The organism is Neobacillus sp. D3-1R, from assembly GCF_052180215.1.
In the GTDB taxonomy this organism is placed as follows: domain Bacteria; phylum Bacillota; class Bacilli; order Bacillales; family Cytobacillaceae; genus Pseudoneobacillus.
On record NZ_CP197471.1, the window covers coordinates 2,079,763 to 2,106,602 of the forward strand.

The 26,840-nt window shown below is 33.8% G+C and carries 20 protein-coding genes and 1 pseudogene; 17 read left to right on the forward strand and 4 right to left on the reverse strand.

Going from position 1 to position 26,840, the window contains the following annotated elements; genetic code table 11:
- Positions 1-199: 199 nt before the first annotated feature.
- From ACSBPO_RS10640 to ACSBPO_RS10670, 7 genes are all read left to right on the forward strand, one after another.
- Positions 200-2,704 (forward strand): sensor histidine kinase, encoded by a 2,505-nt coding sequence (locus ACSBPO_RS10640; RefSeq protein WP_442600021.1) that lies wholly within the window; start codon positions 200-202, stop codon positions 2,702-2,704.
- Positions 2,685-3,332: a response regulator transcription factor gene (locus ACSBPO_RS10645; protein ID WP_442600349.1), complete on the forward strand. Its 648-nt coding sequence runs from the start codon at positions 2,685-2,687 to the stop codon at positions 3,330-3,332. The genes ACSBPO_RS10640 and ACSBPO_RS10645 overlap by 20 nt, the downstream gene beginning before the upstream one ends.
- 275 nt (positions 3,333-3,607) lie before the next feature.
- A complete protein-coding gene (locus tag ACSBPO_RS10650) occupies positions 3,608-4,108 on the forward strand; it encodes a hypothetical protein (protein ID WP_442600022.1) in 501 nt (166 codons plus the stop codon).
- Positions 4,109-4,377: 269 nt separating this feature from the next.
- Positions 4,378-5,094, forward strand: a complete 717-nt coding sequence (locus ACSBPO_RS10655; protein ID WP_442600023.1) for an ABC transporter ATP-binding protein — start codon at positions 4,378-4,380, stop codon at positions 5,092-5,094.
- Positions 5,066-7,555, forward strand: a complete 2,490-nt coding sequence (locus ACSBPO_RS10660; RefSeq protein WP_442600024.1) for an FtsX-like permease family protein — start codon at positions 5,066-5,068, stop codon at positions 7,553-7,555. Before ACSBPO_RS10655 ends, ACSBPO_RS10660 begins: the two co-directional genes overlap by 29 nt.
- Complete coding sequence (locus ACSBPO_RS10665) at positions 7,548-8,351, forward strand: hypothetical protein (protein ID WP_442600025.1); 804 nt, start codon at positions 7,548-7,550, stop codon at positions 8,349-8,351. The genes ACSBPO_RS10660 and ACSBPO_RS10665 overlap by 8 nt, the downstream gene beginning before the upstream one ends.
- A 56-nt stretch (positions 8,352-8,407) precedes the next feature.
- The gene (locus tag ACSBPO_RS10670; protein ID WP_442600026.1) at positions 8,408-9,637 is read left to right on the forward strand and encodes an MDR family MFS transporter; all 1,230 of its coding nucleotides are present in this window, start codon (positions 8,408-8,410) and stop codon (positions 9,635-9,637) included.
- A gap of 135 nt (positions 9,638-9,772) precedes the next feature.
- Here ACSBPO_RS10670 and ACSBPO_RS10675 read toward each other — a convergent pair whose 3' ends face one another.
- Entirely contained in the window at positions 9,773-10,309 is a 537-nt protein-coding gene (locus tag ACSBPO_RS10675) for a histidine phosphatase family protein (RefSeq protein ID WP_442600027.1), read from the reverse strand.
- Between the two features lie 454 nt (positions 10,310-10,763).
- On the opposite strand from ACSBPO_RS10675, the pseudogene ACSBPO_RS10680 reads away from it, so the two are divergent.
- Positions 10,764-12,698, forward strand: a pseudogene (locus tag ACSBPO_RS10680) (DNA/RNA helicase domain-containing protein).
- Between the two features lie 247 nt (positions 12,699-12,945).
- On the opposite strand, the gene ACSBPO_RS10685 reads toward ACSBPO_RS10680, so the two are convergent.
- Positions 12,946-14,691 (reverse strand): DUF262 domain-containing protein, encoded by a 1,746-nt coding sequence (locus tag ACSBPO_RS10685; RefSeq protein ID WP_442600028.1) that lies wholly within the window; start codon positions 14,689-14,691, stop codon positions 12,946-12,948.
- A gap of 371 nt (positions 14,692-15,062) precedes the next feature.
- On the opposite strand from ACSBPO_RS10685, the gene ACSBPO_RS10690 reads away from it, so the two are divergent.
- From ACSBPO_RS10690 to ACSBPO_RS10730, 9 genes are all read left to right on the forward strand, one after another.
- Positions 15,063-17,000, forward strand: coding sequence for a hypothetical protein (locus ACSBPO_RS10690; protein ID WP_442600029.1), 1,938 nt, complete (start codon positions 15,063-15,065; stop codon positions 16,998-17,000).
- Positions 16,990-17,835 carry a hypothetical protein gene (locus ACSBPO_RS10695; protein WP_442600030.1) on the forward strand — a complete coding sequence of 282 codons (846 nt, stop codon included), beginning with the start codon at positions 16,990-16,992 and terminating at the stop codon, positions 17,833-17,835. Before ACSBPO_RS10690 ends, ACSBPO_RS10695 begins: the two co-directional genes overlap by 11 nt.
- A 1-nt stretch (position 17,836) precedes the next feature.
- Positions 17,837-18,610: a DUF6339 family protein gene (locus ACSBPO_RS10700; RefSeq protein WP_442600031.1), complete on the forward strand. Its 774-nt coding sequence runs from the start codon at positions 17,837-17,839 to the stop codon at positions 18,608-18,610.
- A 110-nt stretch (positions 18,611-18,720) separates the two neighbouring features.
- Positions 18,721-19,053, forward strand: a complete 333-nt coding sequence (locus ACSBPO_RS10705) for a nucleoside triphosphate pyrophosphohydrolase (protein ID WP_442600032.1) — start codon at positions 18,721-18,723, stop codon at positions 19,051-19,053.
- A 24-nt stretch (positions 19,054-19,077) separates the two neighbouring features.
- Positions 19,078-20,082, forward strand: coding sequence for an HNH endonuclease domain-containing protein (locus ACSBPO_RS10710; protein ID WP_442600033.1), 1,005 nt, complete (start codon positions 19,078-19,080; stop codon positions 20,080-20,082).
- Positions 20,083-20,140: 58 nt separating this feature from the next.
- Positions 20,141-21,985: a PD-(D/E)XK nuclease family protein gene (locus ACSBPO_RS10715; protein WP_442600034.1), complete on the forward strand. Its 1,845-nt coding sequence runs from the start codon at positions 20,141-20,143 to the stop codon at positions 21,983-21,985.
- Between the two features lie 233 nt (positions 21,986-22,218).
- Complete coding sequence (locus tag ACSBPO_RS10720) at positions 22,219-22,728, forward strand: hemerythrin domain-containing protein (RefSeq protein ID WP_442600035.1); 510 nt, start codon at positions 22,219-22,221, stop codon at positions 22,726-22,728.
- 247 nt (positions 22,729-22,975) lie between these two features.
- Entirely contained in the window at positions 22,976-23,500 is a 525-nt protein-coding gene (locus tag ACSBPO_RS10725) for an NUDIX domain-containing protein (RefSeq protein ID WP_442600036.1), read from the forward strand.
- Positions 23,501-23,693: 193 nt separating this feature from the next.
- Positions 23,694-24,554: a hypothetical protein gene (locus ACSBPO_RS10730; RefSeq protein WP_442600037.1), complete on the forward strand. Its 861-nt coding sequence runs from the start codon at positions 23,694-23,696 to the stop codon at positions 24,552-24,554.
- Between the two features lie 72 nt (positions 24,555-24,626).
- Here ACSBPO_RS10730 and ACSBPO_RS10735 read toward each other — a convergent pair whose 3' ends face one another.
- Together ACSBPO_RS10735 and ACSBPO_RS10740 are read right to left on the reverse strand one after the other, a co-directional pair.
- Positions 24,627-25,013 carry a DUF1398 family protein gene (locus ACSBPO_RS10735; protein WP_442600038.1) on the reverse strand — a complete coding sequence of 129 codons (387 nt, stop codon included), beginning with the start codon at positions 25,011-25,013 and terminating at the stop codon, positions 24,627-24,629.
- Positions 25,014-25,409: 396 nt separating this feature from the next.
- Positions 25,410-26,621: a multidrug effflux MFS transporter gene (locus ACSBPO_RS10740; RefSeq protein ID WP_442600039.1), complete on the reverse strand. Its 1,212-nt coding sequence runs from the start codon at positions 26,619-26,621 to the stop codon at positions 25,410-25,412.
- Between the last annotated feature and the right edge of the window lie 219 nt (positions 26,622-26,840).

Consider the following 26,840-nt stretch of genomic DNA (forward strand, 5'->3'; position numbering starts at 1 on the left):
ATTTTTTTTGCAAAAAATTGCGTATATACCACATTTTTTTGCGTTAAAAAATTAAGAATTTAACTTAAAATAAAACTAGTGTTATTTTAAGTTTATGATAGTTATGGGTAATACCTTCTTATTTTTATAGAATTTAATTTTTCCTTACGTAGTTATATACAAAAGTAAATAAAACTAGAAGTATAAAAGGGGATTTGATATGAGTCCAATCCATGACATTATTGCTAATGCTAAACAATTAATGCAAAAACTTCCCATGCCCATGTACATAATTGATACTCATGATACGATTTTTTGGATGAACGATATGTTTCAGAGACAATTTGGTTCAGACTCTTCCATATGGGATACCAAATTGGCAACATTAATTTTTAACGAAAAGGAAATGGCTACCCCAATCATCATAAATGGTAAAGAAGGTACAAAGATTTGTTCTAGACTTCAATTAACCCCGGTTCATGATAGAGATAGTCTTATAGCGTATACAGGGATATTGCAGATAGAATCCACTCATAACTTTTTTAATGATGTGGAGAGATATAAAATAGCTGCAGATAATACATCTGACATCATTGTTTTAGTGGATAATCAATCAATTGTTCGTTACGTATCTCCTTCGATTTTAGCCACAACGGGATATACATTTGAACAATACGAAGGAATGGATGCATTTGAACCTCTTCACCCAGATGATCGTGAACGGGTTAGATTATCACACCTCCAAGCGATTCAAACAAAAGAGGAAGTCAATTTAGAATATCGATTTGTACACCAACAAGGTTCAATCATCCATTTGGAAACTCGTGTAAAACCTGTTCTGGACCAGTTTGGAGGAGTAAAGTATGTGGTAGCAGTGGTAAGAGATATTACAGAGCGAAAGAAAACGGAACAGCTTCTCGAAAATATTTTAGATAGTGTGAATGCTGCAGTTTGGTCTACCGATAAAGATTTTAGTTATTATAGTTTTTGTTCAGATAGCATTGAAAAAGTGACAGGAATTCCAAGGAAAGAAATTATGAATAATCCAATTCGATTACATGATCATATTCATCACGATGATAATGAAATGTTAATGGGAGAAGTAAAACATGATCTTGATCAAGGTAAACCTGTGAATAAAATTATTCGTTATATACATGTGGAAAATGAAACGAGATGGGGACGATTAATCGTACATCCATATTTAAACAATCAAGGAGAAGTAGAGCGTCTTGATGGACTGATTTTGGATATAACGGATAAGAAACGTACAGAGTTAGCGTTAGAGGAAAGTGAACAAAGATATAAATCTCTTTTCGAGAATAATTTAGACGGGGTTTTTTCCATTGACTTGAAGGGATATTTTGTAAATGCTAACGTTTCATTTGAAAAAATTACTCAAATAGAAAAAGATTTGCTACCCAACTTGTGTTTTATTGGACTTATTTACGATGAAGATCAACAATCTGTTTATCAAGTACTTTCAAATGTTATTAGATTTAAAGAACCAAGGGATATTGAGTGCCGCATTGTTAGGTCCTTTAATGGTGAAAGGATTGTCCATATTACCTTTGTCCCTATCTTTTTCTTTGGTGAACTGAATGGTGTACATGGCATTGTAAAAGATATTACAGATCGAAAAAGAGAAGAGCAGGAATTAATTCAAAGTGAAGAAAGATACAAGTTTCTTCAACAGAGTATGAATCGTTTTTCAAATGATCTTTCCAATGTGATGAAGGTTGCAGACTTGGAGAATCGGCTAATTGTAGAGGTTAATAGAGTTCTTCCTGTCAATCATGTTTCTATTGACAAGATTATAAAAAAAGATGAACCTGAGTTCGATGATAAAAATACAGTATCTGTAAAAATCGGAGAAAAGGAACATCCTATCTATTTAAATATTGAATTGACCCAGAAATTGTTGAAGATAGAGAAGGAATGGCTGGAAACAGCTATACATTATGTCACCATCCTTTATGATAATCTACAATTCATTGAGGATTTGATGGAACGTCTTGAAAACATAATAGCCACGAATGAAACACCAAAATGGATGCTAAGACTTTTATTCAAGCTTTCTGAGAAAGAAAGAGCCTCACTCTCGAGCGATTTACACGATTCTGTTTTACAAGATCTCATTATTTGGTACCGGAAACTGGAATCCTTAAGAACGACAACATCGTTTAATGAGGAAACAAATACACAGTTAAGTCAAATAGAGGAAGGATTACTTGATGCCATTCATCAAATAAGAATAACTTGTAATGAGTTACGACCGCCGTTTCTGCTGAAAATGGGCCTTGTCGAGTCTTTAAAAAGTCTATTTTCGTATGCCCGAATGTTTTCAAATTACGAAATTGAATTTACGGCTAATAATATGAATAGAGAGCTTAATGAAGAGCAAATTCTTGGCATTTATCGTATCGTCCAAGAACTCTTGAACAATGCTTCCAAGCATTCGAATGCTTCATTGGTAACAATGCTTTTAGAAGATGAGGATGAATGTATTCATTTTTCCTATAACGATAATGGATTAGGTACAGATATAGCTGTACATGAGGGTTCATTTATCAATATGGGAATAGCTGGTATGAAAAACAGAGTTTTAAGTTTGGAAGGCGAAATGAAAATCAAGTCGTTTCCACAAAAGGGATTCCACGTAGATATTTATATACCATTTACTTCGAAGCAAAAAGGTGAGTACTATGAAAATATTATTAGTTGATGATCATAGATCGGTTGTTGAAGGGACGAAGATGCTTATCGAATCAGAGCCTGATATGAATGTAACTATCGAAACCGACGTATATTGTGTATCTGATCTAGTGCGTATTCAACATTTTGATGTCATTTTATTTGATTTATATATGCCACATATTAATGGCGCCGATTTAGCACGACAAGTTCTCGTTTATGTGCCCGACGCTGTCATACTCATTTATTCTGGATTCGATATTGCTCCTCATTTTAATTTGTTAATGGACTCAGGGGTTTCAGGGTTTATTGCTAAAACCTCAACCAGGGAACAATTGATTCAAGCAATCAAGTGTGCAGCTAGAAAAGAAGCGATTATACCGATGCAGTTATTGAAACAACTGAGACGTCAAGAAATTGTCGTTCAAGGTGAAAAAGGTAATGATCAATCCACCATCAGTAAAAAAGAAGAAAATCTTCTGAGGGAATTAGCAAAGGGTCACAGTAACAAAGAGATTTCAAAGACTCTTCTTATAAGTCAACGTTCATTAGAATACAGTCTGACCGAACTTTTCCAAAAGCTTAGTGTGAATTCACGGGTTGAAGCAATAAAGAAAGCCAAAATTTTGGGCATACTTCCTGCAGAAGATTTATATTAAGTTATTCGTCATAGTATAAACGAGTTATTAGTAGATTTTACAAGGAACTTGAAACTTTTGTTTCAAGTTCCTTTTTTGCTTTATTATCACTTTTTGCGGGCCATTGCAAATATTTGCGGATAAGTCGGCTAATTATTGCGTAAATGATCATCCCTTTTTATCTTAATCTATTTTTATAAAGGTTAAAGAAAAGAGTTTAGTAATGTAATAAAGTTTGCACACACATTAGTAATACGCCTTTTTTTATCTTAAGATTTTATTTAGGAGGAAAAGAAATGAATATTCAACTTTTACAATGGGGATTATTATCTTTTATGATCGGCATGGTGTTATCTCTGCCTCTTGCAGCTGTTCATTATAAAAAAAATTCACCAATGAGCAAGTTTTTTATTAATCAAAGAAAGCTTAAGGCTGCTCATCTCGATTTTTTTATGCAAGCATTTGCAGTAGGCTTTGCCTATTTGATTGAATTTGCTTTGAAGACGGAATATCCTCTGTTTGTCATCATCCCACTAATCTATGGAGTGATGATGAATCCTACAATACTATTAATAGAATCTACAGCATATGTCCGTTCAAAGACTATGAAATTACTCTATTTCGGATTAAGAGCAACAAGTCCTATTTCCTTACTCTTTTCTTGGTGTTATATCTTTATATTGTTCATGCCCGTGCTACTCAAGATTATTTTAGTAGGAGTGATTTTAGTGGTGGGTTATTTATTTTATAAATATAGAGATAAGTCAATAAAAGCAACTATCACAAAGAATATATAAGTTTCGTATTTGCCCTAACGAACAGTTGGGGCTTTTTTGTATTCTAAAACTTTGTTGCTTTTCTAATAAATTAAAAGGGGCTATCCGGTGCAGAAAGGTTATACGTAAAAAGCATTTTTGTAAAAGAGGTTCGGAGGTACCACAAATATCTGCGGTGTTTCTCCAAAAGTGTGCGTTTTGGGGATAAGGGAATCACCGTACAATGAGACCATGAATAAATAACACGTTATTCGTGATGGTATGACTAATAAAAAACTGGAGGTTTTTGGATGATTTTAGTTAAGGATGTTTCAAAAGTTTATTCACTAGGGTCGGAGAAATTTCACGCTTTAAAAAATAATCATATACACATCAGCAAGGGGGAGTTTGTTGCCATCATGGGACCTAGTGGCTCTGGCAAGAGTACGTTACTTCAACTATTGGGAGGGCTTGATCTTCCGACAACTGGTGAAATAACAGTAGATGGTATTCATTTAAATCAATTAAATGAAAAAGAACGTACGCTATTTCGACGTAAAAAGGTTGGATTTGTTTTTCAAAACTACCAGCTGTTACCAATGATGACGGTTGGTGAAAATATCGCCTTATCCCTATCAGCTAATCATACTTCGAATGCGCAAATGAAATCGATTGTTCAAAAACTGCTTATTGATGTCAATCTTCAAGATAAAGAGTCAGCGTTTCCATCCCAATTAAGCGGAGGTCAGCAGCAGCGGGTAGCAATTGCAAGAGCTTTAGCGATGAAACCGAGTTTAATTTTAGCAGATGAGCCTACTGGAAACCTGGACCAAAAAAATGGAGCAGATATACTAAAGCTTTTATCAAAGCTAAATAAAGAAGAAGGTATTACCGTTGTCATGGTGACTCACGATCAACAAGCTGCACAAGTAGCTGAAAGAATCATCGTGGTGCGAGATGGATTGATTTTAGAGGAAGAGCGTAAAGGGGGATATCGAAATGAAACAGTGGCAAATCGCATGGCGTAATTTAATGCGACGTAAAATGCGGACCTTCCTTACAATGATGTCTATTTTAATTGGAGTGGCTTCCACATTCGGTGTCATTGCTGCTGTTGATACAGCAGAAAAGGTATTCCCCATCTATTTAAAAGAGGCGTTTGCAAAAGCTGATTTTAATATTGCGGGTACGGATGCGTATTTTACTGAAGATGTTCACAAACAGATGCAAAGTAGCAATGAATATTCCTCTGTAGCCATGTTAAAGGAAAATTCGAAGTTGGTGACTAAAGAAAAAGGAATATCTTCCATACAGAAAAGAGTCGTGTTAACCGGCTATAGCCAATATGACTCTCCTGTAACTGGATTTAAACTGATAGATGGGAATTTAAACTCCGATGGGGCACTGATCACAGACAGGACAGCAAAAGTGTGGGGCTCCAAAGTGGGGGACACGATTACCTTTGATACAAAAGATGGTATAAAAAAGATTAACATCACCGCCATCGTCAAATACACCAAGGACTTAATGGGACCATCCAGTTGGAATATGGCCAAATACCACCACTGGGCTGTGGCAGTTCCACTCCCTGTCATTCAAAATTGGTTTGATTTAAGCGGAAAAGTCCAGGCTATTCAGGTAAAGGCTGATCGTCCAAATCAAATCGAAACTGTAGAGCACGAGTTGGAACATTTGGTAAAAAGTAACGACGATGTTTATATGCAGCCAATGATTGTGGATTTTGACTCAGTTTATAAAGACCTTAATACGTTTTTCTTAGCTTTATATATTGCTGGATTTCTAGGAATCGCCTTAAGTGCGTTTATCATTTTTAATTCATTATTTGTAAGTATGAAGGAGAGAAAGAATGAGTTTGCGGTTTTAAAGACAATCGGCTTTATACCTAGTCAATTACGAGGAATGGTATTAAGAGAGGTTATCTTGCTTGGTGTGATAGGTACAGGTATCGGACTGTTAGTTGGATATGGTTTAGCAATCGGTTTAAAAGCGCTTATTTTCATGTTATATGGTGTAGAAAGCAACAGTGGTTTGGTGCTAAAAACCGGTTTAAGTGTGTCATTAATTGCAGGTTTGTTCGTTCCCATTCTTGCCTCATGGTATCCAATTCGTAAGGTTGGAAGGGCTAGTGTGATTGAAATTTTAAAAGAAAACAAAGTGAAAGTGTCAAGTCATCAAAAGTGGTTTGGAGTTATGGGTGTTATACTTATTTTAATAAGCTTCTTTATCAAACATTTGGCTGTAGTCCTACCGCTTATGATTGGGATTGCCCTACTATTTCCTTATTTGTTTAAGCTGTTTAGCTTCCTATTAAAACGATTTTATCTTCTTGTCTTTAATTTTACTGGCGATTTGGCTATTCGAAATTTAAATCGGAATCTTAGTCGTACATCCATGACATCCGTAATCCTTTGTCTTGGAATTGCCATGATTGTGTTAATGAGTTCATTAAATTCTGCCCTTTTACAAACTTACGAAAGAGTGATTTATAGCTCTTATGGAGGCAACCTAGATGTCATGTTCCACCATATTGAAAAAGACGATCTTCCCATTTTGAAGAAAACTGACGGTGTGAAAGAGGCAGTGGCATACTCCCTACAGGGAATCGTTTGGGATTTAAATGGTGAAAAACGAATGCTTCCTGTATATGGGATAGGGGCTGATTGGATTGATCGCTTCCCTTTATTTACGACAGATCCAGAGGATTCACAGGGATCAATGATAAAAGGATTAAAAAACAATGAAATCATTCTCGATAAAATTTCGTTTAAAGTCTGGGGAGGAAAAGTTGGTGAATCCATCAAGTTAGATACTCTGGAAGGTGAAAAAACGTTCAAAGTGGTTCATGTGGTCAACACCATGAAAAATAGCGGGTACGGTGCTTTTATGCGAGATGATCATTTTAAAGAAAATTTCGGTGTGAAATATGAAAGAAATGTTTTGGTATTAAAGGATGAACAGACTAGCCGACTTCAATTGAGAGAAAACATCTATGATCAATTTGGTGAAAGAGTGGAGGAAATGTGGGGTCCAGAAGATTGGGTATCGGTTATGAGAGGAACTATTACAGGAGCATTTAGTATCGTGAATGGTTTGGTTATTTTAGGGATTATTGTCTCTGGGATTGGAATCACCAATACTTTACTCATAAATATTATGGAACGTGTTCGAGAAATAGGAATGATGCGTGCGGTTGGTGTAACAAGAGGTCAGATTATCAAAATGATTATGCTCGAAGGCTTTGGAATGGGTCTTGCTGCTACAGTGATTGGTCTCTTATTTGGAATACTACTAATCTATATTACATCTGGATTCGTAGAGGTAAACAATCTCACATTTGAATTTGGTGTTTCTCCGTTAATCATGGCCATCATCTTCTTGTTTGGAATTATCATTAGTTTAATCTCAAGCTTTAGTCCAGCAAAAAAAGCGGCAAAAACTCCATTAAACGAGGCATTGCGATATGAATAAAAGTATAATCATTCTTTTTTTATCGATATTCCTTTCAGCTTGTGGAGCAAATAGTTCCTGGGAAGAGGAAGAGAAGAACATTGAAGTAAGTGACAGAGTTGTAACGGATGATGTAAATGTGGCCTGGGAACTTGAAACTAATCAGGATCCTAATGGGACGTTGATCCGTCTAATCATCAAGAATCGAGATGTTGCGGTAAAGGATTTTGATATCAATCATGAAAAATTACTGCATTTAATTATAGTGAGCAAGGATTTATCCTATTTTCAGCATGTTCACCCGGAATATAAGGGGGCAGGTGTTTTTGAAATACTACATGATTTCCCAGCAGGCGGTGAATATAGAATGGTAGCGGACTTTAAACCAACGAATGGAAGCTCCATGAGTAAAATGGAATGGTTAAGTGTGGAAGGTGAACAGACTCAACCTAAACCTATGACGGTTGATAACAGTCTTGAAAAACGAGTCAATGGCATGAAAGTGAAGTTAAGCTTTGATCCTCCACTAGAAGTTGGCGTAGAATCGACTCTCAAGTTTACCTTCTTGGATGAAAAAACAGATCAGCCGATTACAGATTTGGAACCGTATTTAGGATCAATCGGTCATACTGTCGTTTTTTCGGCAGATGGGGAACGCTATTTACACGTTCATGCGTTAGATGGTCAGGGCAGTGGGCCTGATGCCCTATTTGCAACCAATTTTTCTGAAAGTGGAGTCTATAAAACTTGGGGACAGTTTCAAAAAGACGGCAAGGTATTTACTGTTTCCTATGTCGTTACTGTACCTAAAAACTAGTAATAGAGGCGAAAACATGACGTTTTCGCCTCTGCTATTTATAAAGGAGAAAAAATATGAATAAGTTTGCAGCTTATTGGCGAGCCCATCATCCAATAGTTCATTTGATCATGCTAGGTGCAGTACTGATTAGTCTAACCAACTCTATGAGTGTTGTGTTTTTACCTATCTATTTGATTTCTTTCTCAGAATTGGATCCCGTTATGGTAGGGACGATTGTAGGATTAGGAGCTCTTACGGCCACTTTTGGTGGATTTATAGGGGGGACCTTATCTGATTTTATAGGGAGGCAGCGTTTGCTAGTTATCAGTCTGCTTGTGTTGTGTTTTGTATTTTTAGGTTTTTTATATTTTAATAATCCTATCTTTCTATGTATATTAAATATTTTTCGTGGATTATTCTCATCTTTTTTTAATATCATATCAAAAGCCATCATGGCTGATTTAACTCCTGAAGAAAGGAGATTTAGAGTTTTTTCCAATAGGTATTTGGCAGGAAATATAGGTTTTTCCATCGGTCCTATCCTTGGAACCATATTTGGTTTTGCGGGGAATTCTATCGCCTTTATCTTTAGTGCCGTCATTTATTTCATTTATTTTTTATTCATGATACTGACTATTAAGTTTTCTATGAGCAAGGAAAACCCTAAAGAGAAGGAAGAAAGTTTCAGCCCTATTCAAGCATGGCAAGTTTTTAGAAAGGATAAGGCTTTACTTTTATTTATCTTAGGGAGTGTCCTTTTAACAACAGTTCATGGTGAAATGTCTGTCACCTTGTCCCAATATCTTGAAGGATCGATGACAGATGGCATTAAATTGTTCGGTTATTTAATGAGTATCAATGGGATTACCGTAATAACAACGCAAGTATTCATGACAAGGTGGGCAGAAAGGTTTGGCCTTTTTCAACGTATCATTATGGGAAGTCTATTATTTGCAGTGGGTGAGATAGGTTTTGCTTTTTCTCATCATAATGGAGCTTTTATCCTATCGATGATCATCTTTACCTTAGGAGAAATATTGATTATACCTTCAGAGTATGCACAGATTGATGAAATTACCCCGAAAGGAATGAGGGGTATGTACTATGGTGCTCAAGGCTTTAGTGAAATAGGGAATTTTATTGGCCCATGGTTTGGAGGCGTTTTGTTAGTTAGTCATGGAGGAAAAGTGATGTTCCTTACGATGGCTTTGTTTTCTTTAGTGAGTATTGCCTTCTATGGTTGGGGAAGAAAACAAAATAAAAAGGCACCATACATTCCCATTTCTATTAAGATGCAACTATAAATGAACTAAAAAAACACTCTATTTTTAGATAGTAGAGTGTTTTTTACAAGTATATGCAAAATCGTGTATGGTGTATCAGTTTAGGAAATGATTTAGAATAATAACTAAGTTCAAATAAAATGAAGAATTGAACGTCTAATCTTCATTTTGATAAATATAGAGTTTTCCGTTTAGTGGATTCCTTAATTTAGGACCATGGAAACCTCTCATTTTTAATTCCTTTTCTATAAAAATCATTAATGCACCGTGACTAACAATAAGAGTATCTTCTTTTTTATCCAGAATATCATCAAGAAGTTTGTTTATTCCTTGTCTAATTTTTATGATTTCCTTTTTCTTTTTTTGATTTGTGGACCATGATAGTCTAACTAACATCGCCCATAAAAGGAATGGCAATGATAAACTCATTTTAAATGGAGTCATTGGTATTTCTCTTAATTCTTTCCTTTTCATCACTATGCCAGGATAGAAATGTTTTGCTGTTTGTAAACATCGATAGAGATCACTTGAATAGCAATGCTTCCAATTGATACCCTCTAAGTCTACTTCAGATGTTTCTATCTCTGCTTTATCATAGTCCTCAAACCACTGAAGTAACTCTTGAGTGTCTACGAATGTTTTCTGTGGATAGGGGTGAAGGACGCGAAAATGTCTAATTAATCCTATTTTCATCACTTTTTTCCTTTTCTATTATTTTAGGAACTTACTTTCGTTTATCTGAAAACAATAAGAATAAGAGGCAATCTAGAAGTTATGTTTCAACGCTCTTTGTCATAACCTTTATATTCATTGTAAGGAGTTTTTTTACATAGAAACCGCATACTTTTTGATTATCACCGCAACATTATGTGGTAATCCCGAAATAGTAGATAACATTAAAACTTAATATCAAAAATCGAATAAGAAGGTGAATAAGCGTGGTAGTCCTCTTGAACCATTAATTTAAAAGAAAAGAAAGTAATTCTCCCCTTAATAAAATTTAAAAGGATGAGAATAGGAGTGTTCGAAGTACATCTATTTAACAAGAAGATTAATTGTTTTATACTTTAACTTATTTTTGTATAATTCTATATAGTAGATAGGAAAATGATGGTAAAAGTTAAATGGTAATTTGGGGGATGTAGATTTGATTATATATGAAGCAACAAAATTAGAGTTTATATCGGATGTAACGAATGAATTATTAGTAGAGCGTTTATATAATTCGTACCAAGAAAAGATAGGACGTACTTCCAAACAAGAAATCCTATCATGGGAAAATTCTCTACAACGAATGTCTAATGTTATGCAAGATAAGGACATACCTACTGATGCGGCTGTTGCAATTGAGTTTAAAATTCCTAATACATCTAAACGTGTTGATTTTATTGTAGCGGGAAATGACGGGAATCAAGATCATGTTGTCATTGTAGAGTTAAAGCAATGGTCTGAAGTTGAAAAGGTATCATGTAAAGATGCTCTTGTAAATACTTATCTCGGTGGAGCTAAGAGATCGGTTACCCATCCTTCCTACCAGGCTTGGTCCTATGCAGCGTTAATTGCTGATTTTAACGAAAATGTACAGGATCAACATATTCAACTAAAGCCTTGTGCCTATTTACATAACTATAGAAAAACTCCTAATGACCCTTTAACAGATGAACATTATCAGGATCACTTAGAGAAAGCCCCTGTTTTTACAAAAGGGGAAATTCAAAATTTAAGAGATTTTATTAAAAAATATGTTCGAAAGGGAGACAACAATAAGTTAATATACCAAATTGAGCATGGTAGAATACGGCCTTCGAAATCTTTACAAGACTCCCTTACGAACATGATAAAGGGCAATGAAGAATTTATCATGATAGACGAACAAAAGGTTTTTTATGAAGATGCCTTTCATCTAGCATTTGAGTGTGTACAGAATAATAAGAAACAAGTAATGGTCATTGAAGGCGGACCTGGAACTGGTAAGTCAGTAATGGCCATAAACTTGTTAGTGAATTTAATTAACAAAGGGTTAATGTCATTATATGTTTCAAAAAACTCAGCCCCTAGAGATGTCTATGCTTCAAAATTAAAAGGCACAGTAAGAAAGACAGAGATTGACAACTTATTTAAGGGTTCAGGAAGTTTTACTGAATCAAAGTTGAACGAATTTGATGTCATAATTGTCGATGAAGCACACCGTTTAAATGAAAAGTCTGGTTTTTACGGAAATCAAGGTGAAAACCAAGTAAAAGAATTAATAAAAGCTTCAAAGTTTACGATTTTTTTCATAGACGAAAATCAAAAAGTTACTTTAAAGGACATTGGTAGTATCGATTTAATCAAGCAATACGCTGACGAGTTTAATGCGGAGGTTATATCTGGTCAATTAGTATCTCAGTTCAGATGTGATGGTTCAGATGCCTATATTGCTTGGTTAGATGATGTCCTTCAAATAAGAGAAACAGCAAACACCCATTATTATGGAGTTAATTATGACTTCCGAGTATTTGATAATCCTAATGAAATGCTAGTTGAAATTGAAAGATTAAATTAGATCAACAACAAATCAAGAATGCTGGCTGGCTACTGTTGGGAGTGGCCATCTGCAGAACGTAGTAACAATAGATATAAAGATATTAGTATTACAGAACATAAGTTTGCAATCAGTTGGAACCTAAATGATAGTATTTGGGCCATTGATCAAAGTTCAGTAAGTGAAGCAGGATGTATTCACACATCACAAGGACTAGAGTTTGATTATGTAGGAGTAATCATAGGGCCTGATATGAGATATGAAAACGGTGAGGTAATGACAGATTATTTAAAACGTGCAAAAACAGATCAATCCTTAAAAGGGATTAAAACACTTGCAAAGGAAGATTCTCAAAAAGCACAAAAACTTGCAGATCAAATTATTCGTAATACTTACCGAACACTCATGACACGTGGGCAAAAGGGGTGCTTTATCTTTTGTACGGACCCTGAATTAAATGAATATTTTACAGACAGGTTAAATAAAACTAGAAATGATAATGATTTGTCACCAGGATTGGTATCGAAGGTAGCAGAAGATAGTGAGAAATATGAATAGAAGAGTATGGGGATGGTTTTAGTTTGTTCTCTGCATATATAATTATTAGAGATGCCTACGGACTTTGTTTTTAAGTATTCCGTCTCAAATACAAGGTACCATACCATGTTTTTCAAGTGGACATAGTTACTGTTATTAAAGAAAACCATTGAAAAAGTTAAAAGTTTAAATCATTCTATAAATTTAATTTTTATTGATTGACTTTAAAAAAGGTTGTAGTAGAACCTACAACCTTCTTTATATTATGTTACTCGAACCAAACATATTCTGCTAATCTAGTTAGAGCTTTTGATCTTCTTTTTATTTCATTTGCATCCCATTTATCATTTGGGGGTGTATAATCATATTTTTTTACTGCTTTGTCATGTTTTGTGTTTTTTGTGCCAGTTTCGATTTTACTAGAGATTGAACGAGTAAATGGTGATTGGTTTTTATATACCAGTAATTTTTCCTCAAAAGATTTGTTCTTTAATGAACTATTATCGGATTTTGACAATAGTGTCAAATTTCCAATATTGGAAACTAGACTCTTATATTCCGTTCCTTCTTCCTTAATAAAAGCCCATGGTTCACTCTTTTCTTCAGGGAGAATATGTTCAATTGTTAAACTTGAATAATCAGCTTGGTCAAATGAAGATGCTAACTTAGATAAAATATACATAATTTTTTTCTTATCTGAGCCTTTTAATTTATACTGTTCAAATGATTTAAGAGCTATTTCTTTTTTATCTTCTATTAGCTTTTGAAATTCTAGAATTGCATTTTTGTAATGCTCATCTCTACCTCTTGATAATCGAAGTTCCTTTGCTATATAAGGGAATTTCTTTTCAAATTCGTTAAAACGTGAAGCAGAGATAACATAACTAAATATTAGGGTTTCAAGTTTCTCGTAAATTTCTTGTTCAAAAGTATCATCTAATTTGTTAGCTGCTAGTGCAATAACAAAAGATTGTTTTACACCAAGTTGTAAGCAAGCTGTTAAAGCATTATTGATATTACCTTCCATTGCTTTAATATAAGTAGATGCTGCATCTTGAATTTCAATTACAAATTCAAGAATACCTTGATATTTATCTAAGTCATAAATTTTGGGGTTTTTAGGATTTTTAGTTTCCCCTAATTGATCTTCAAACCAGTCATACAATCCCTTTTTCTGTACAAGATATCCTTTTGACATTAAAAAATGTTTCAAAAAAGTTGTTGTTGAAACTTTAGGTTTTCCTTTTTCATCAGTTAACTTGTTAATGAAATCGTCCCATCTTGTACCGATAGTATGATATTGTTCGTCCGTTAGATTTTTTAGTAACATGTTTTTTAATAAATCTTCAGGTTGCAATTTTGCTCCTCTATCATTTAAGGTTTCGAATATACGAAATGCCATATTTATACTTCCAGATACCATTGAAACAATATACACATTACTAGTGAGATAGACCATAAAATCTGATAAAGGAAAGCCATTATCTGGATTTAATAATTCTATAAACTTTTCAATTGCTTTTAATAAATTCGCCTGTGAAGTAGTGTATGTCCTGTATTTAATGTCTTGGTTATATTCTAGTATTTGTTTGTAAAAATCGTTATCCATGTTGTGATGAGTTAGTCTATATTTATGAATAAGTTTTCCATTGGGGCCAGGAAAGCTCGTTTTTAGGAATCTACTATAATATTCTCCAAGTTCTTTAAATCCGGTTCTTTTAAAGTGATATATTGAAGCTGCAATCAATAATGTTATTGAAGTTATACGTTGTTGTCCATCAATAACCATTCTCAATTTTGGCTCGTCCTCAGAAAAAACCATGCTGCCAATGAAGTAAGCTTGATCGGGATCTTCATCCATACTGTCTCTTATATCAGTAATAAAATCATTAATATTTTCTTCTCCCCATACGTAATTTCTTTGCATGATTGGAATTTTATAGAAATGATGCCCATCTAATAATGAACTGATATGCACAAGTCCATCAGAACTAAACTGTTTATTAATACTCATTTCATAGTCTCCTATTCAACTATTTCTAATTTTTATTATTTATTATAATTTTAGTAGATTGTATATCAATGATCAAGGTTCCATTTATTAGTGGATAAATTTACATTTTTTAACTCTTGCTGAGTACTTGTTAGATTTTAATAAAGTTTCAATAAAACTAATAGTTAAAATTCTACAATATTATAATTTAATATTTTCATTAGATTTATGTGATTTCCAAAAATGATAATTACATTTTTAGTGAAAACATTAATAACTTAATTTATTTTATGTAATAATATTTAGTGGATATTTTTACGTATGAACTTGTATTTAACTTACACACAAGAAAATATATATATATTATGAGAAATAACAATTGGGGGAACAAGATGAATACATTTTGGAACTTTCCAGCAGCTACGGGTGGAATGATTAATTCGATCAACAACGCTGGATTGGAAACATTTAGAGGCAATGCGATTGATTCGTTAACCAGAGAAATCTGCCAGAATTCATTAGATGCAGTTAAAGATCAAAACAAGCCGGTTGTTGTTGAATTTACTAGATTTGCAGCTGATATAAATAATTTTCCAAATAAGAATCAATTAATAGAAGTGTTTCGGCAATGTAAACAAACCTGGCTGGGTAGAAACAAGAAGAGTGAGGATTTTATTGAAAACGCATTAATTCTATTAAACAAACAACAGATTAATTTCCTGAGAATCAGTGACTATAATACAAAAGGTTTAGAAGGGGCTAGAGAGGGAGAACTTGGGTCACCTTGGAGTTCTTTAGTGAAGGAAGCTGGGTCATCAAACAAAGATGATAGTTCGGGTGGTAGCTTTGGGATTGGAAAATCGGCACCTTTTTTAAATTCTAATTTAAGAACTCTTTTCTATTCTTCCTTAGATACAACAGGCTACGAATCTCATATTGGTGTAGGGAACATTATGTCTTTTAAAAAAAGTAATGACCAAATCACTCTTGGGAATGGCTATTATACTCATAATGAAAAATCCTTGGCCATACCAGGTCAAATGAACCTAGATGTTAACTTTAATAGAACAGATACAGGTACGGATATTTATATTGCAGCATTTGAACCATCTGAGGACTGGGAAAAGGAAATCATCAAATCTGTTTTATATAACTTCTTTATTACCATTTTTAATAAAAAGCTTATTGTAAAAATTAATGACTTTGAAATTAATGAGCGAAACATTGCTCAATTAATAGATGATTTAGAAGATAATGAGGAAAATCGATATTTGAAGAACTATTTTCATCTACTAGTCTCAAATAAAACTGTAAAAATTAACTATCCTGCAAAGAACTATAAAGGCATTAGCTTTGAAGAAGGAGAAGCAGTTTTATACTTGTTAAATGGTGACGATTTAAACAGACGTGTATTAATGACTAGAAAAACAGGTATGCGGATCTTTGAACAAAAGAATATTAGCGGGAGTATTTCCTTTACCGGATTGTTAATGATTACAGGGGTCCACATGAATAATATTTTTAAACAAATGGAAAACCCTGCCCATAATGAATGGTCCGCAGAGCGTTATGAAAAAAATCCTAAATTAGCTGACAAGATATACAAAGAACTTAGAAGTTTTATTAGAGAAAAAGTGAAAGAACATTATCAAGAGCAAATCACAGATAGTATCGATGCTGTTGGTTTAAGTGACTTTTTACCCAACAAAAATTTAGTAGTTTCCAGTGGAATAAATCGAACAGAGTCTCTCAATTCCTCTATTAAATCGATTATTACAAAGGAAAAGAAAGAAGAACCTGCTAGAAAAGTGAAAACCAAAGGTAAAGCTGAATCCGATATTGAGGAACAGTTAGTAGGAGAATACGGAATTACTCCTACTGGTGACGAAGGTGGGAATGGATCCGGTGAGCATAGTGATGGAGGCAATGCAAGCGGAGGTTCTACTAATCCAGGTGGCCAAAATGAATTAAACCAAGATCATGACGGTGATACGGATAAAAAGAAAGAACGAAAGCCTAGCAAAGACCCTATTCACATTCAGCAAAAATATGTTTGTGTGGAAAGAAGTAATGGAAAATACCGCTTTGTCATTTCACCTAGTAAATCACTTGAGAATGGCCGTCTTGTTTTCAGAGTGTTAGGTGAACAAAGTGACTATGATTTACCTATTCGAAATGCCTATACAAATGACAGCAATGTATTAGTGGAAAAGTTTAGCTCCAACTCCGTTTATCTTCAATCTTTAAAAGCCAATAAGAGTTTTAAGATTGATGTTGAAGTGGACTACGATGATTATTGTGTCATGGAGGTAGAATTATATGAAAATTAATACCTCTTATCCATACCCAGTGTTATATATGAACAACGATGATTATAAAAAGTCTAGCTTTAGTACGTCCCTAGAAGTGAATGACTCTTTTGGTTATGTCCAAATTAAAGCAAGATTCCAGTTAGATAATCCAGGAATTAAAAGTTTAATAGAAAGCGGATTGTGTGTATATCTCATTCATATTGAATGTGGTCATACTAGTTTTCGAAACGTATATGAAACGAATGAGGCAACCTTGGAAATATCTATTCCTAATAATCAATTACGTGGGAAAATAAACATTCACTCCTTCATCGTGTCTAAAGAAAGAATTGAAAATTATACAAATGAATTTTTAAGTGACTGGTATAGTGGTATTCCTATTACGTTTGAAAAAGGGAATTTTCTTGCCGTTGGTGAAGCCATTGAAACGACTTTATTTGAGGATCAAACAGAGCTATTAAATCTGCCATCTATCATGACCGTGACCAAATCACTTAAGACTGAGTTTATGGATGTGGATATCCATTCAGATAATATTACCGTTTCACTACCTGAGTATGAATACAATCAATATGCCGGAAGCGGGAATTCTTTATTAAAAAATACGATTCTATCAACTGTCATTGTTCCTTCTTTAGTTTATGTTTTCTCAAAAATAGGGGATAACAGAGGAGACTTAGAACAATACACATGGTATCAAGTATTAGAAAAGATCTTTGCGGAAAATAACTATCGTCTCGAAGATGTTGGAACGGACCTATTATCTCCACTTAAAGCAGCTCAACTAGTTTTAAGAAAACCATTAAGATCAAGCTTTGAAGAAATCGAAAAACTCAATGGAAGGGAGGATTAATATGAAATTAAAGTTTTTTTCTGATGAAACTCTCTTGGATTTAAGAACCAATTACGAAGCTTATAAAACAAATTATTATGAACAAAACAAAGAATGGTTTGATGATTATTTTAAAGAGGAAGGTAGAGTGCTAGAATCTAGTATTCCTTTTGAAGTACCATCCCTAAACTTTAATGATGATTATGCTGTAAGTGATAAGGAAAATGTAAAGGTTATCTATGACTCTTTAAAACATTTAACCATTTCGCAAGCTACACAGGAACGATTGTGGTCAGGACTAGCACACTTGCAATTAAGAGAGTTTTCCTATTACCGATTGAAAAATGAGTTAAAAGATCATAATGATAAGCGTATAAATACAGCCTTGTTCTTTAAAAATGGTGGAAAACGCTCTCTATTTGTCCATATCCTCGCACGTTTATGGTGGGTAGGATATATGACTTATGATGAATCTAATTCTAGCAACCCATTTTGGTTAACAGAATTTTTCTGTGAAAAAGACTTCTCGGCCAGATGCGTGGTGTTTTTCTCTAGTAACTTTACATCTAACCGTAATATCTCAAAAGGGATTCTAAAATCTATTATCAAGCTTCAAGATAGAGAGATTAGTATAAAACGTGATCACTTTGTTCAAGCCACAAAGTATTTAAATGTTGTGGGTGGAGCAATGATTCTGGATATGCTAACCGTTGATGAAGTAGAGCAAATGGTTGATAAATATTTGGCGAAGTATTTTGGATTGGAACTGCAGCCAAAGTTGGAAGCACACATATAAATATTAAGGTCTAACTCCACTATTAATGGAAGTTAGACCTTTTTTTAAGATCTTTTATTGGATATTATTGTATAATTAAAAGTAAATAATTAAACATAGGAGAAAATAATATGCCTATATATAACAAATTAGTTCGCGATAAAATACCCGAAGTCATAGAATCAACAGGTAAAAAGTTTTCTACAAGGATCTTAACTGAAGATGAATACATAACCGAGTTAAAAAAGAAAAGCTTCGAAGAATTAGAAGAATATATCCATACAAATAATGATAAAGACGCAATCGAAGAATTGGCAGATTTACTTGAAATTATCCATGCTTTCGCAGAATACCATGGGACTATTTTTGATGAGATAGAGGAAGTCCGAAAATCGAAAGAAAAAAAACGTGGAGGATTTAAGGAAAAAGTGTTCCTAATCGAGGTTGAAGATACCCAAGATTAATTTAAACTTGAATTGAGGGAAGAAATGAGCCATAAATTACAAGTTGGAGAAATGAGAGCCTCCTATTTAACTGATAAGGAGATTTGGAGTCATTTCAATTACATTTTTTCAACAAAATCTAAAAATTCTACTACATATAAATTTGTTTTAATTAAATCCATATTAGAAAATCTTTATAATGTTAATGAGAAATTGGAGTTAAACTATTTTCAACTTTTCGGAAGTTTTGCAAAGATCTATTGGAATCTAGTTGTCCATCATGATCTCAATCAAATAAATATGGTTGATAAAAAGTCGGAGGTACAAAAAATACTTTTGGACTTTCAAATGAAACATAATATACCGAAAGAATTTGTTTTTGATAAGCTTTCAGATGAATTTCAATTAGAAATTATTAATAAAGTAAAGAGAAAATGTAAAGTAAATGTTATGGGTGCTATATTTGGCGATACAGAATCAACGATATATGATTTTGACAATGAAAAAGAAGTTGTTAGACTAAATTCTTCTTATTATTCTTTTATGCAACGCTTCCAACGTGTACTGAACTACTTAACAAATTATCATTTGGCACTATTTTTAGAAAAATTTAACGAACAAGACGATACAACAAACATACTCATTAAGGTTGAAAATGTTTCAAAAAGATCATCCCTTGATCAATTTTATCAGCTTCTTACCTCTTATTATGAAGGACGTTGTTTTTATTGTGATAAGTTAATTAAAAAGAAATCTTCCGCCCATGTAGATCACTTTATTCCATGGAGTTTTGTACAAGCAGATCAGTTATGGAATTTAGTTATAGCTTGCAGTTCCTGTAATTTAGGTAAAAGTGATAAACTTGCCCATATTAGCTTTTTAGACATATTAATTGATCGAAATGGTGAGTTGTTAAACAAAAAAGAGCTAAAAAATAGGAGTGACATGAAGATTTATACTCCAAATAAGCTCCAACAGCTTTACGAATACTCCAATGAAAATGGATTTACTGATATTTGGTTGCCGAAAAGTACTGGATTATCAATATAAGGATTGATATTAGTAATTTAGAGAAAATTGTAATAAAGAATAGAGGTCCTAAGAAAAAATGACTATTTCGTTTGAATCAATTGCACAACTCGATCATTCAAAAGAATTTGCTCGCTTACATCAAAAGTTTAATCAATTTAATCCTTTAAAAGTTTTAAGAGTAGATAAATTTGAGATTCGTCATTCAAATGTTCTAGCTTGGTTACTTAATCCTAATGAAAATCATCAATTGGGTAGTTTTTTTATAAAAAAACTTTTATCAAGATTAGTTACTAGAGGAGAAAATGAAGACAAGGTAGAACATATTGATTTTCTAACATATTTATATTCTTCATTTTCCGATACTGAGGTTTACCGTGAAGTTAAAACAAGTACTAATCGTTTCATTGATTTGGTAGTAGTAGTTCCTTCCAAAAAACTTGTACTTGTTATTGAAAACAAATATTATGCTTCTGAAACACTGGGACAACTTGAGGATTATCTTTCTTATGCTAAAGGTCATTACGAAGACTATACGATTATTCCTATTTTCTTAAACCTTACAAGTGATGCACCTTCGTTACAGGACTACTGGATATTAGATTATCATGATGTATTAGAAATTATTTTATTACATCTTGAGCTACATCGTGAAACAATGTCTGAAAATGTATATGAGTTTTTAATATATTATACAAATATCTTAAAAGAAGAACTTGTTCATGATGAGGAGTCTGTGCAACTCGCTCTAGATGTTTATGAAATCAATCAGGCTGCAATCGATTTTCTTTATCTTTGTCAACACAATGAGTTTCGTAAACAGCCACGTTATCGTGAAATATATCTGGAGTTGGATATGTATCCGGAACAGTACCATGAATCATTAAAAAAAATCTATGAAAAAAAGAAGCAAGCCATTAATTATATTTTTAAAATAGGTAGTAATGTATTACGAGAAGCTTTTTTAACATTTATTAAATTAGAGAATATCCCAGAGGATTTATATAAGGCACATGTTCAAGTACCTAGTTTTATTTTACCTGATTGGGTTGATTTTAAAGAATCGATTGGTGAACCAGAACAAGGTTATTGGTTAGGTTATGGTTTAATTAATTGGTTTGAACGGACTTGGGATGACAGGTTAAAAATAACAATCGAAGTTGGGCCAATCCCTTTTGAAAAAAGATACAAGCTATTAACTGCTCTTGAGAGCCAAGGAGTATCACTAAGACAATCCGCTAAAATGGAAGGAAAAAAATATACAAAAATTTTTACACAAACAACTATTGTTTCGGATTGGGCTAATAAGAAAGAGATTGTTGATGGAATGGAACGTTTATATCATGATCAAGATATAAATTCCATGTTTAAAAATATAGCCAGTGCTATAGAAACAATGAACAACCACCAAGAGGATAAAGCTGATATTGAAAGTATTGAATATACTGTTTATCAAGAAAAAGGGAAGTTTCCAAAGGGACCATTTATAAAATTTGCAAATGAGTTAGAAATACCTTCAGATTTATTTCGTATTCAAAATCGTAATGCATCATTTCTTCTTCCATTATTTCGGGAACTTGAAAAAACTTACGGGACCACAAGGGAAAAATGGTGGTGGCATAATAGTGTGTTTACCTTTTGGTATGATCGATTAAAAGATGACCGGTTAAAATTAACACTAGAACTTGGCCCAATACAACCAGATCAACGATTAGCAATTATTAAAGCCCTTGAAATACAAGGTATCCATTTTTCTTCCAAATCAAAGGATCCATATGCAAGATATACAAGATTGTTTTCCATATCAAAGGTTATTAATAATTGGGATAATGAAGAAGAATTATTTGGAGAGATGAATAAATTATTTAAGGATCCTAGAAACCAATTTATTTTAGATAAGATTAAGAATTTAAAAGATATTTAGCTAATTATTTCTGTGTCTTTATTTAGTAAAATAAGTCAAGGATTCGATGCTAGTATGCACGAGTCCTTTTTTATTTAACGCGTTATTACATCAATTAACCTGATTTTTTGCGTGATTACTATCACTAAATAGTTAACACTATTAGGATATGCTTTAAGTAGAGTAACAAGATGAATAATAGCTATATAAGTAAAATAGAGATATGGTAAGGAAGTTTGAGGAGGGATTTGCCGATGGATGCTACGAACGGTGTTTTAAGTGCTCCACTGCACCAATTAAAGGACGAGCATAGGTCATTGAGAGCAGATATGAATTCTTTTTATGAGACCACAGAAGAGATAGAATGTGAGGCTGGTCCTGCTGTGATTCAACTGTTTGCGGAATTGTACCAGCAGATTTCGTCTTTCACGGATAAGTTGAAGGCACATTCCAAACGTGAGGAAGAAGGGTTATTCCCTTTGATGGCCCGCCACCTAGGTGAGAATGACAGAACAATCCCAACCATGGAATTTGAACATGAGAAGGCGGAGCAGCATCTACAGGATTTTCTAACTGAAGCTGAAAACAAGGGAAAAGACATTAATGAAACTGAAGCGCAATGGATTAGCGTATCAGCTGTCCAGGCTTATACTACCTTAATACAACATTTCGCGAATGAAGAAAAAGTGCTGTTTCCGTTGGCAGAGAGTATATTGGCGGTTGATGAGATGGAGGAACTTGGACAATTGTTTCAGACTCGTTAAAGTATTGATCCAAGCGTGTTCAGATAAATAGTATATACAGTTTATTATCCGCTTTTATTAAGCATTTTTCTTTTTATGTTAAGGATTGTTTTCGAATACTGTGATGAAAAGAAACGTTATTCTTACTTCAAATGAAGCAAAATAACCGATTTTGATTTATATTATAGAATTTAAATTTTTACAAAAAAGAGTTATATTAGGACTAGAAGTGGCAAGTAGCCTTCATTTCTACTTACGAGGAGGAACTATGTTATTCGACGAGGTTTTTGGAATTAGTAGTTTAGATGAATCGAAACATAATATACGGTATAGAGAAGCAGTGAGGGCTGTCATTGTCCGAGATGGTCAAATTCTACTTATTCATTCCAACAAGGGGGATTATAAGTTTCCCGGGGGTGGAGTGGAAAAGGGTGAATCCCATGATCATGCTCTTTTGCGAGAAATTGCAGAAGAGACGGGTTACATAAACGCTGTAGTGAAAAATAAAATTGGGGTAGTGGTTGAGAGACAAATAGACGAATATGTGGAAGAGCCCAATGCATATTTTCAAATGACTTCCCATTATTATGTGTGTGATCTGATAGATGAAGAGAAAGTTGCCTTAAAACTAGAAGGCTACGAATCGATTCAACAATTTACACCGAAATGGGTAACCATAGAGGAAGCTATTAAGGAAAACCATCAAGCTCTTACCCAACCAAATCCCAATGACTGGATTCAACGTGAAAGCTATGTGTTAAGTAAACTAGTAAACGGGTTAAATGTTGAATAAAAAAATTGGCGTTTCTTATGCTTCCAATTTGGTTGCAAAAGAAACGTTTTTTTATATAGTTTTAATGGATATCAAGAATGGGTGCTCACTCTATATTAAACCAATGTTAGAGAACCCTCAGTGTACTTTCTATGAAACTTTTTCCAATCCTTTCCGTATTATTTTATAAAGAATAGTACAGAAGGGAGTAAATATGAAGTATTTTAACTATGTTGTTGCAATGATGCTATTGGTTAGTTTGATTATAAATGTAAAATTGCTGAATCATTTAGAGAGTGTAGAAAATCAATTAATGAATTTGGCCAATCAGCAACAACAAATCATAAGTCGCGTCGATGGTCAAGCCGGTGAAATTCGAGTGGTCATGGATGATATACAAAAACAGCAAAGCTGGATTAGTGAAATTAATATGGATATAAACTCACAAGGTTTGGAAAAAGGAGAAACAGATGTTAACTTTGATTGGCAAATAAAAGAATTCACTAAGGACAGCAAAGTTACATTTCATTATAATTTTGGTGATCAGGAAGAGTATACAACCATCGTCCCAAAAGAAACACAAACTGGATTTTATAAGGTGGAAGTACCTCTCAATGTGGCAGTAGTACCACGATTTGAAATTCACTTGATGGAAAGAAGCAATGACTCAGGAAATTCAAAACAAAAAATTGAAGAAAAATTACAAGAAGAATATGCACAACAGTCATTGAAGTATTTTGTTTCAGTTACGCAAGATGATATCGTGAAAAGTTCTGAGATTCAGACTCAATATTTAGGAGACTTTGGGTCTCAGTCTTACGGAGTGATAAATGTAGATTTGGACTTCCAGGGAGAACATAATTCAATTTTTGTCTCTAATTATGAAGAGGGTTTAATAAAAAAAGTTGAACTTCTTCAGTATCAAAATAAAACTCTTGTTGATGAGGAAGAAATGCAATCTGAAGGTGCTCATTTTTCCTTGAACCAAGTGGATCCAGATAACTTTAACCGATTAGTTATCAAGGTTTATTTTAAAAATGGAGAGGTTTTTGAAAAGGAAATCTATCAGAGATAAAGAGGAGTACCTTGGGATCGTAGGTACCCTTATCTAAAAACATGGGTCAGAGGGACAGGCACTTGTCCCATTTTAAAGTTGAAGTTCTACTACTATTTGTTCTCCCTTCATTCCCACATAAGTAGCTTTTTTATTAGATATATTTATCGTATAGGTTGCGATTCCTACGTTTGCTAACTCTTTTAGGAAGTCTAAAAAGGGTAGTGATATGTTTGCGATTATTTCTATTGCCTCGTCCTTATTAAAATGATTGGAAATCAAAAAGTTAACTTGAGGTTCTGTTTTTAGCTCTGAGTGCTTGCTCTTGTAAGTGACTTCACCAGTGGAAACATCAATATCATATTGAATGACCCCGATATTGGATAATTCATCCAAAAATTCAGCAAAACTGGTCTTTCCTGTGCTTCTTTTTTCAATAACCTTATGTAGTTCTTTTTTCGTAAGCTTGTTGTCATTCATGGTATTCCTCCGTTCTGGGTAGTTCTTCATCATTTTAACCGTAATGCAAGATCTTATGCCAAAATAGTTATTTTTTAGAAGCATTCGGTCCTAGTTGAACAAGGAGATTATTGATGGAGGAAATACAGGTGTAAATGTTAAAGGGACATTAACTTGGGCACAATCTATGCGTATATTTTCCTATCTATTACCACACCGTTCGCAAGAATTTTAATCGGCTAAAAACACAGGGGGACAGAGGGAGGTCGTTTTAATTGAAAATGATTTAAAAACACCTCTTATGTCGTATGGAAGAATCTATACGACATAAGAGGTGTTTGATTTTTACAAAAGTATATTTTTTCCTATACATTTAAATACTTCTGAATCAGTAGGTAAAATGAATTAAAAAGAACTCTATTTTGCGGTCTGTACACGAATGGTTGCTCTCCGAACTAGCCCAAAATAGGAAAGAAGAGCTAGTAAGCTTGCTGTTAAAATGACAACACCCATTGGAATCGCGGAATATTCTCCTGCTACCCCTACAAGTGGTGAAGTGATCGAACCAAGCACAAATGGCAGTAACCCTAATAGTGCTGAGGCACTTCCAGCGATATGTCCTTGTGTCTCAATCGCTAATGCGAAGGAAGTTGTGGCAATAATCCCAATAGAACATACTAAAAAGAAAATCGGAATAGCAACTGCTAGAAGTGGTGCTTTTAACAGAAGAGCAGCTAATAAAAAAGCGCCTGCTGTAGTGGAAAGAAATAATCCGAATTTCAAGAAAGTTCTTTCTGGGATAATATCTGCTAAACGGCCGACTGATTGGGTGCCAATAATTAAAGCCAAACCATTCACTCCAAATAGTAAACTAAATACTTGAGGAGAAACCCCATAAATATTTTGATAAACAAAAGGAATGCCTGAAACGTATGCAAAGATTCCTGCAATTATAAAACCTTGTGTAAGGGCATAACCAAGGAATTCTCGATCTTTGAATAATGATTCAAAATTCTTTAATACTTGAGTTAGGTTACTTGGAACACGCTTTTCCACCGGCAAAGATTCTTCAAGTTTTACGGAAACCGTAAGAAACAATACTAAGCCAACAACAGCTAATACGATAAATACTCCATTCCAATTCGTAACAGCCAGGACTCCTCCACCAATAATCGGTGCGACAATAGGACCAAGGTTCCCCACCAACATTAATAAAGAAAAAAACTTGGTCAATTCCCTTCCACTATAGATATCCCGGACAATGGCTCTAGAAATAACGAGACCTCCCGCTGCGGCAAATCCTTGTATAAAACGAGCTGCAATAAATAGATAAATAGAAGGGGCAAAGGAACACGTAATAGAAGCGATTAAATATAAGGTGAGAAAAATAAGCAATGGCTTTCTTCGACCTTGTACATCACTCATTGGGCCAATAATTAATTGTCCCAGTCCAAGTCCTAACAGACATGTTGTTAAACTGATTTGTACTAAAGATGCTGTTGTTCCATAATCATTAACAATCGTAGGAAATGATGGTAAATACATATCAATGGTGAATGGCCCCAGGAGTCCAAGTGATCCTAAAAGTATGGCAAGTTGTAACCGTTTCGATCCTACAGGTTTATTCATGTTGTTTTCACCTTTCTGTACAGTCATTTGGAGAAGGAAAATGTCTCTCTGTATCACAATTTACAAATCAACTAATATATCGTAACAAGTAACGGATTTACTCGTCAATTTAAGTGCCTTCCCCTGAATTCTTGATTCCATTACTATGTAATTACTCGCAGCTTTCAAAACAATATAAAAGCATTAAAAATAGCAGAGAAGTTCGTATAAGAACTAACT

Excerpts from the sequence above, each read along its gene's own strand:
- ACSBPO_RS10690 (WP_442600029.1), top strand. The coding sequence starts at position 15,063 with ATGAATACATTTTGGAACTTTCCAGCAGCTACGGGTGGAATGATTAAT.
- ACSBPO_RS10725 (WP_442600036.1), top strand. The coding sequence starts at position 22,976 with ATGTTATTCGACGAGGTTTTTGGAATTAGTAGTTTAGATGAATCGAAA.
- ACSBPO_RS10655 (WP_442600023.1), top strand. The coding sequence starts at position 4,378 with ATGATTTTAGTTAAGGATGTTTCAAAAGTTTATTCACTAGGGTCGGAG.
- ACSBPO_RS10730 (WP_442600037.1), top strand. The coding sequence starts at position 23,694 with ATGAAGTATTTTAACTATGTTGTTGCAATGATGCTATTGGTTAGTTTG.
- ACSBPO_RS10700 (WP_442600031.1), top strand. The coding sequence starts at position 17,837 with ATGAAATTAAAGTTTTTTTCTGATGAAACTCTCTTGGATTTAAGAACC.
- ACSBPO_RS10645 (WP_442600349.1), top strand. The coding sequence starts at position 2,685 with ATGAAAATATTATTAGTTGATGATCATAGATCGGTTGTTGAAGGGACG.
- ACSBPO_RS10720 (WP_442600035.1), top strand. The coding sequence starts at position 22,219 with ATGGATGCTACGAACGGTGTTTTAAGTGCTCCACTGCACCAATTAAAG.
- ACSBPO_RS10695 (WP_442600030.1), top strand. The coding sequence starts at position 16,990 with ATGAAAATTAATACCTCTTATCCATACCCAGTGTTATATATGAACAAC.
- ACSBPO_RS10685 (WP_442600028.1), bottom strand. The coding sequence starts at position 14,691 with ATGAGTATTAATAAACAGTTTAGTTCTGATGGACTTGTGCATATCAGT.
- ACSBPO_RS10735 (WP_442600038.1), bottom strand. The coding sequence starts at position 25,013 with ATGAATGACAACAAGCTTACGAAAAAAGAACTACATAAGGTTATTGAA.
- ACSBPO_RS10640 (WP_442600021.1), top strand. The coding sequence starts at position 200 with ATGAGTCCAATCCATGACATTATTGCTAATGCTAAACAATTAATGCAA.
- ACSBPO_RS10705 (WP_442600032.1), top strand. The coding sequence starts at position 18,721 with ATGCCTATATATAACAAATTAGTTCGCGATAAAATACCCGAAGTCATA.
- ACSBPO_RS10670 (WP_442600026.1), top strand. The coding sequence starts at position 8,408 with ATGAATAAGTTTGCAGCTTATTGGCGAGCCCATCATCCAATAGTTCAT.
- ACSBPO_RS10675 (WP_442600027.1), bottom strand. The coding sequence starts at position 10,309 with ATGAAAATAGGATTAATTAGACATTTTCGCGTCCTTCACCCCTATCCA.
- ACSBPO_RS10715 (WP_442600034.1), top strand. The coding sequence starts at position 20,141 with ATGACTATTTCGTTTGAATCAATTGCACAACTCGATCATTCAAAAGAA.
- ACSBPO_RS10665 (WP_442600025.1), top strand. The coding sequence starts at position 7,548 with ATGAATAAAAGTATAATCATTCTTTTTTTATCGATATTCCTTTCAGCT.
- ACSBPO_RS10710 (WP_442600033.1), top strand. The coding sequence starts at position 19,078 with ATGAGCCATAAATTACAAGTTGGAGAAATGAGAGCCTCCTATTTAACT.
- ACSBPO_RS10660 (WP_442600024.1), top strand. The coding sequence starts at position 5,066 with ATGAAACAGTGGCAAATCGCATGGCGTAATTTAATGCGACGTAAAATG.
- ACSBPO_RS10650 (WP_442600022.1), top strand. The coding sequence starts at position 3,608 with ATGAATATTCAACTTTTACAATGGGGATTATTATCTTTTATGATCGGC.
- ACSBPO_RS10740 (WP_442600039.1), bottom strand. The coding sequence starts at position 26,621 with ATGAATAAACCTGTAGGATCGAAACGGTTACAACTTGCCATACTTTTA.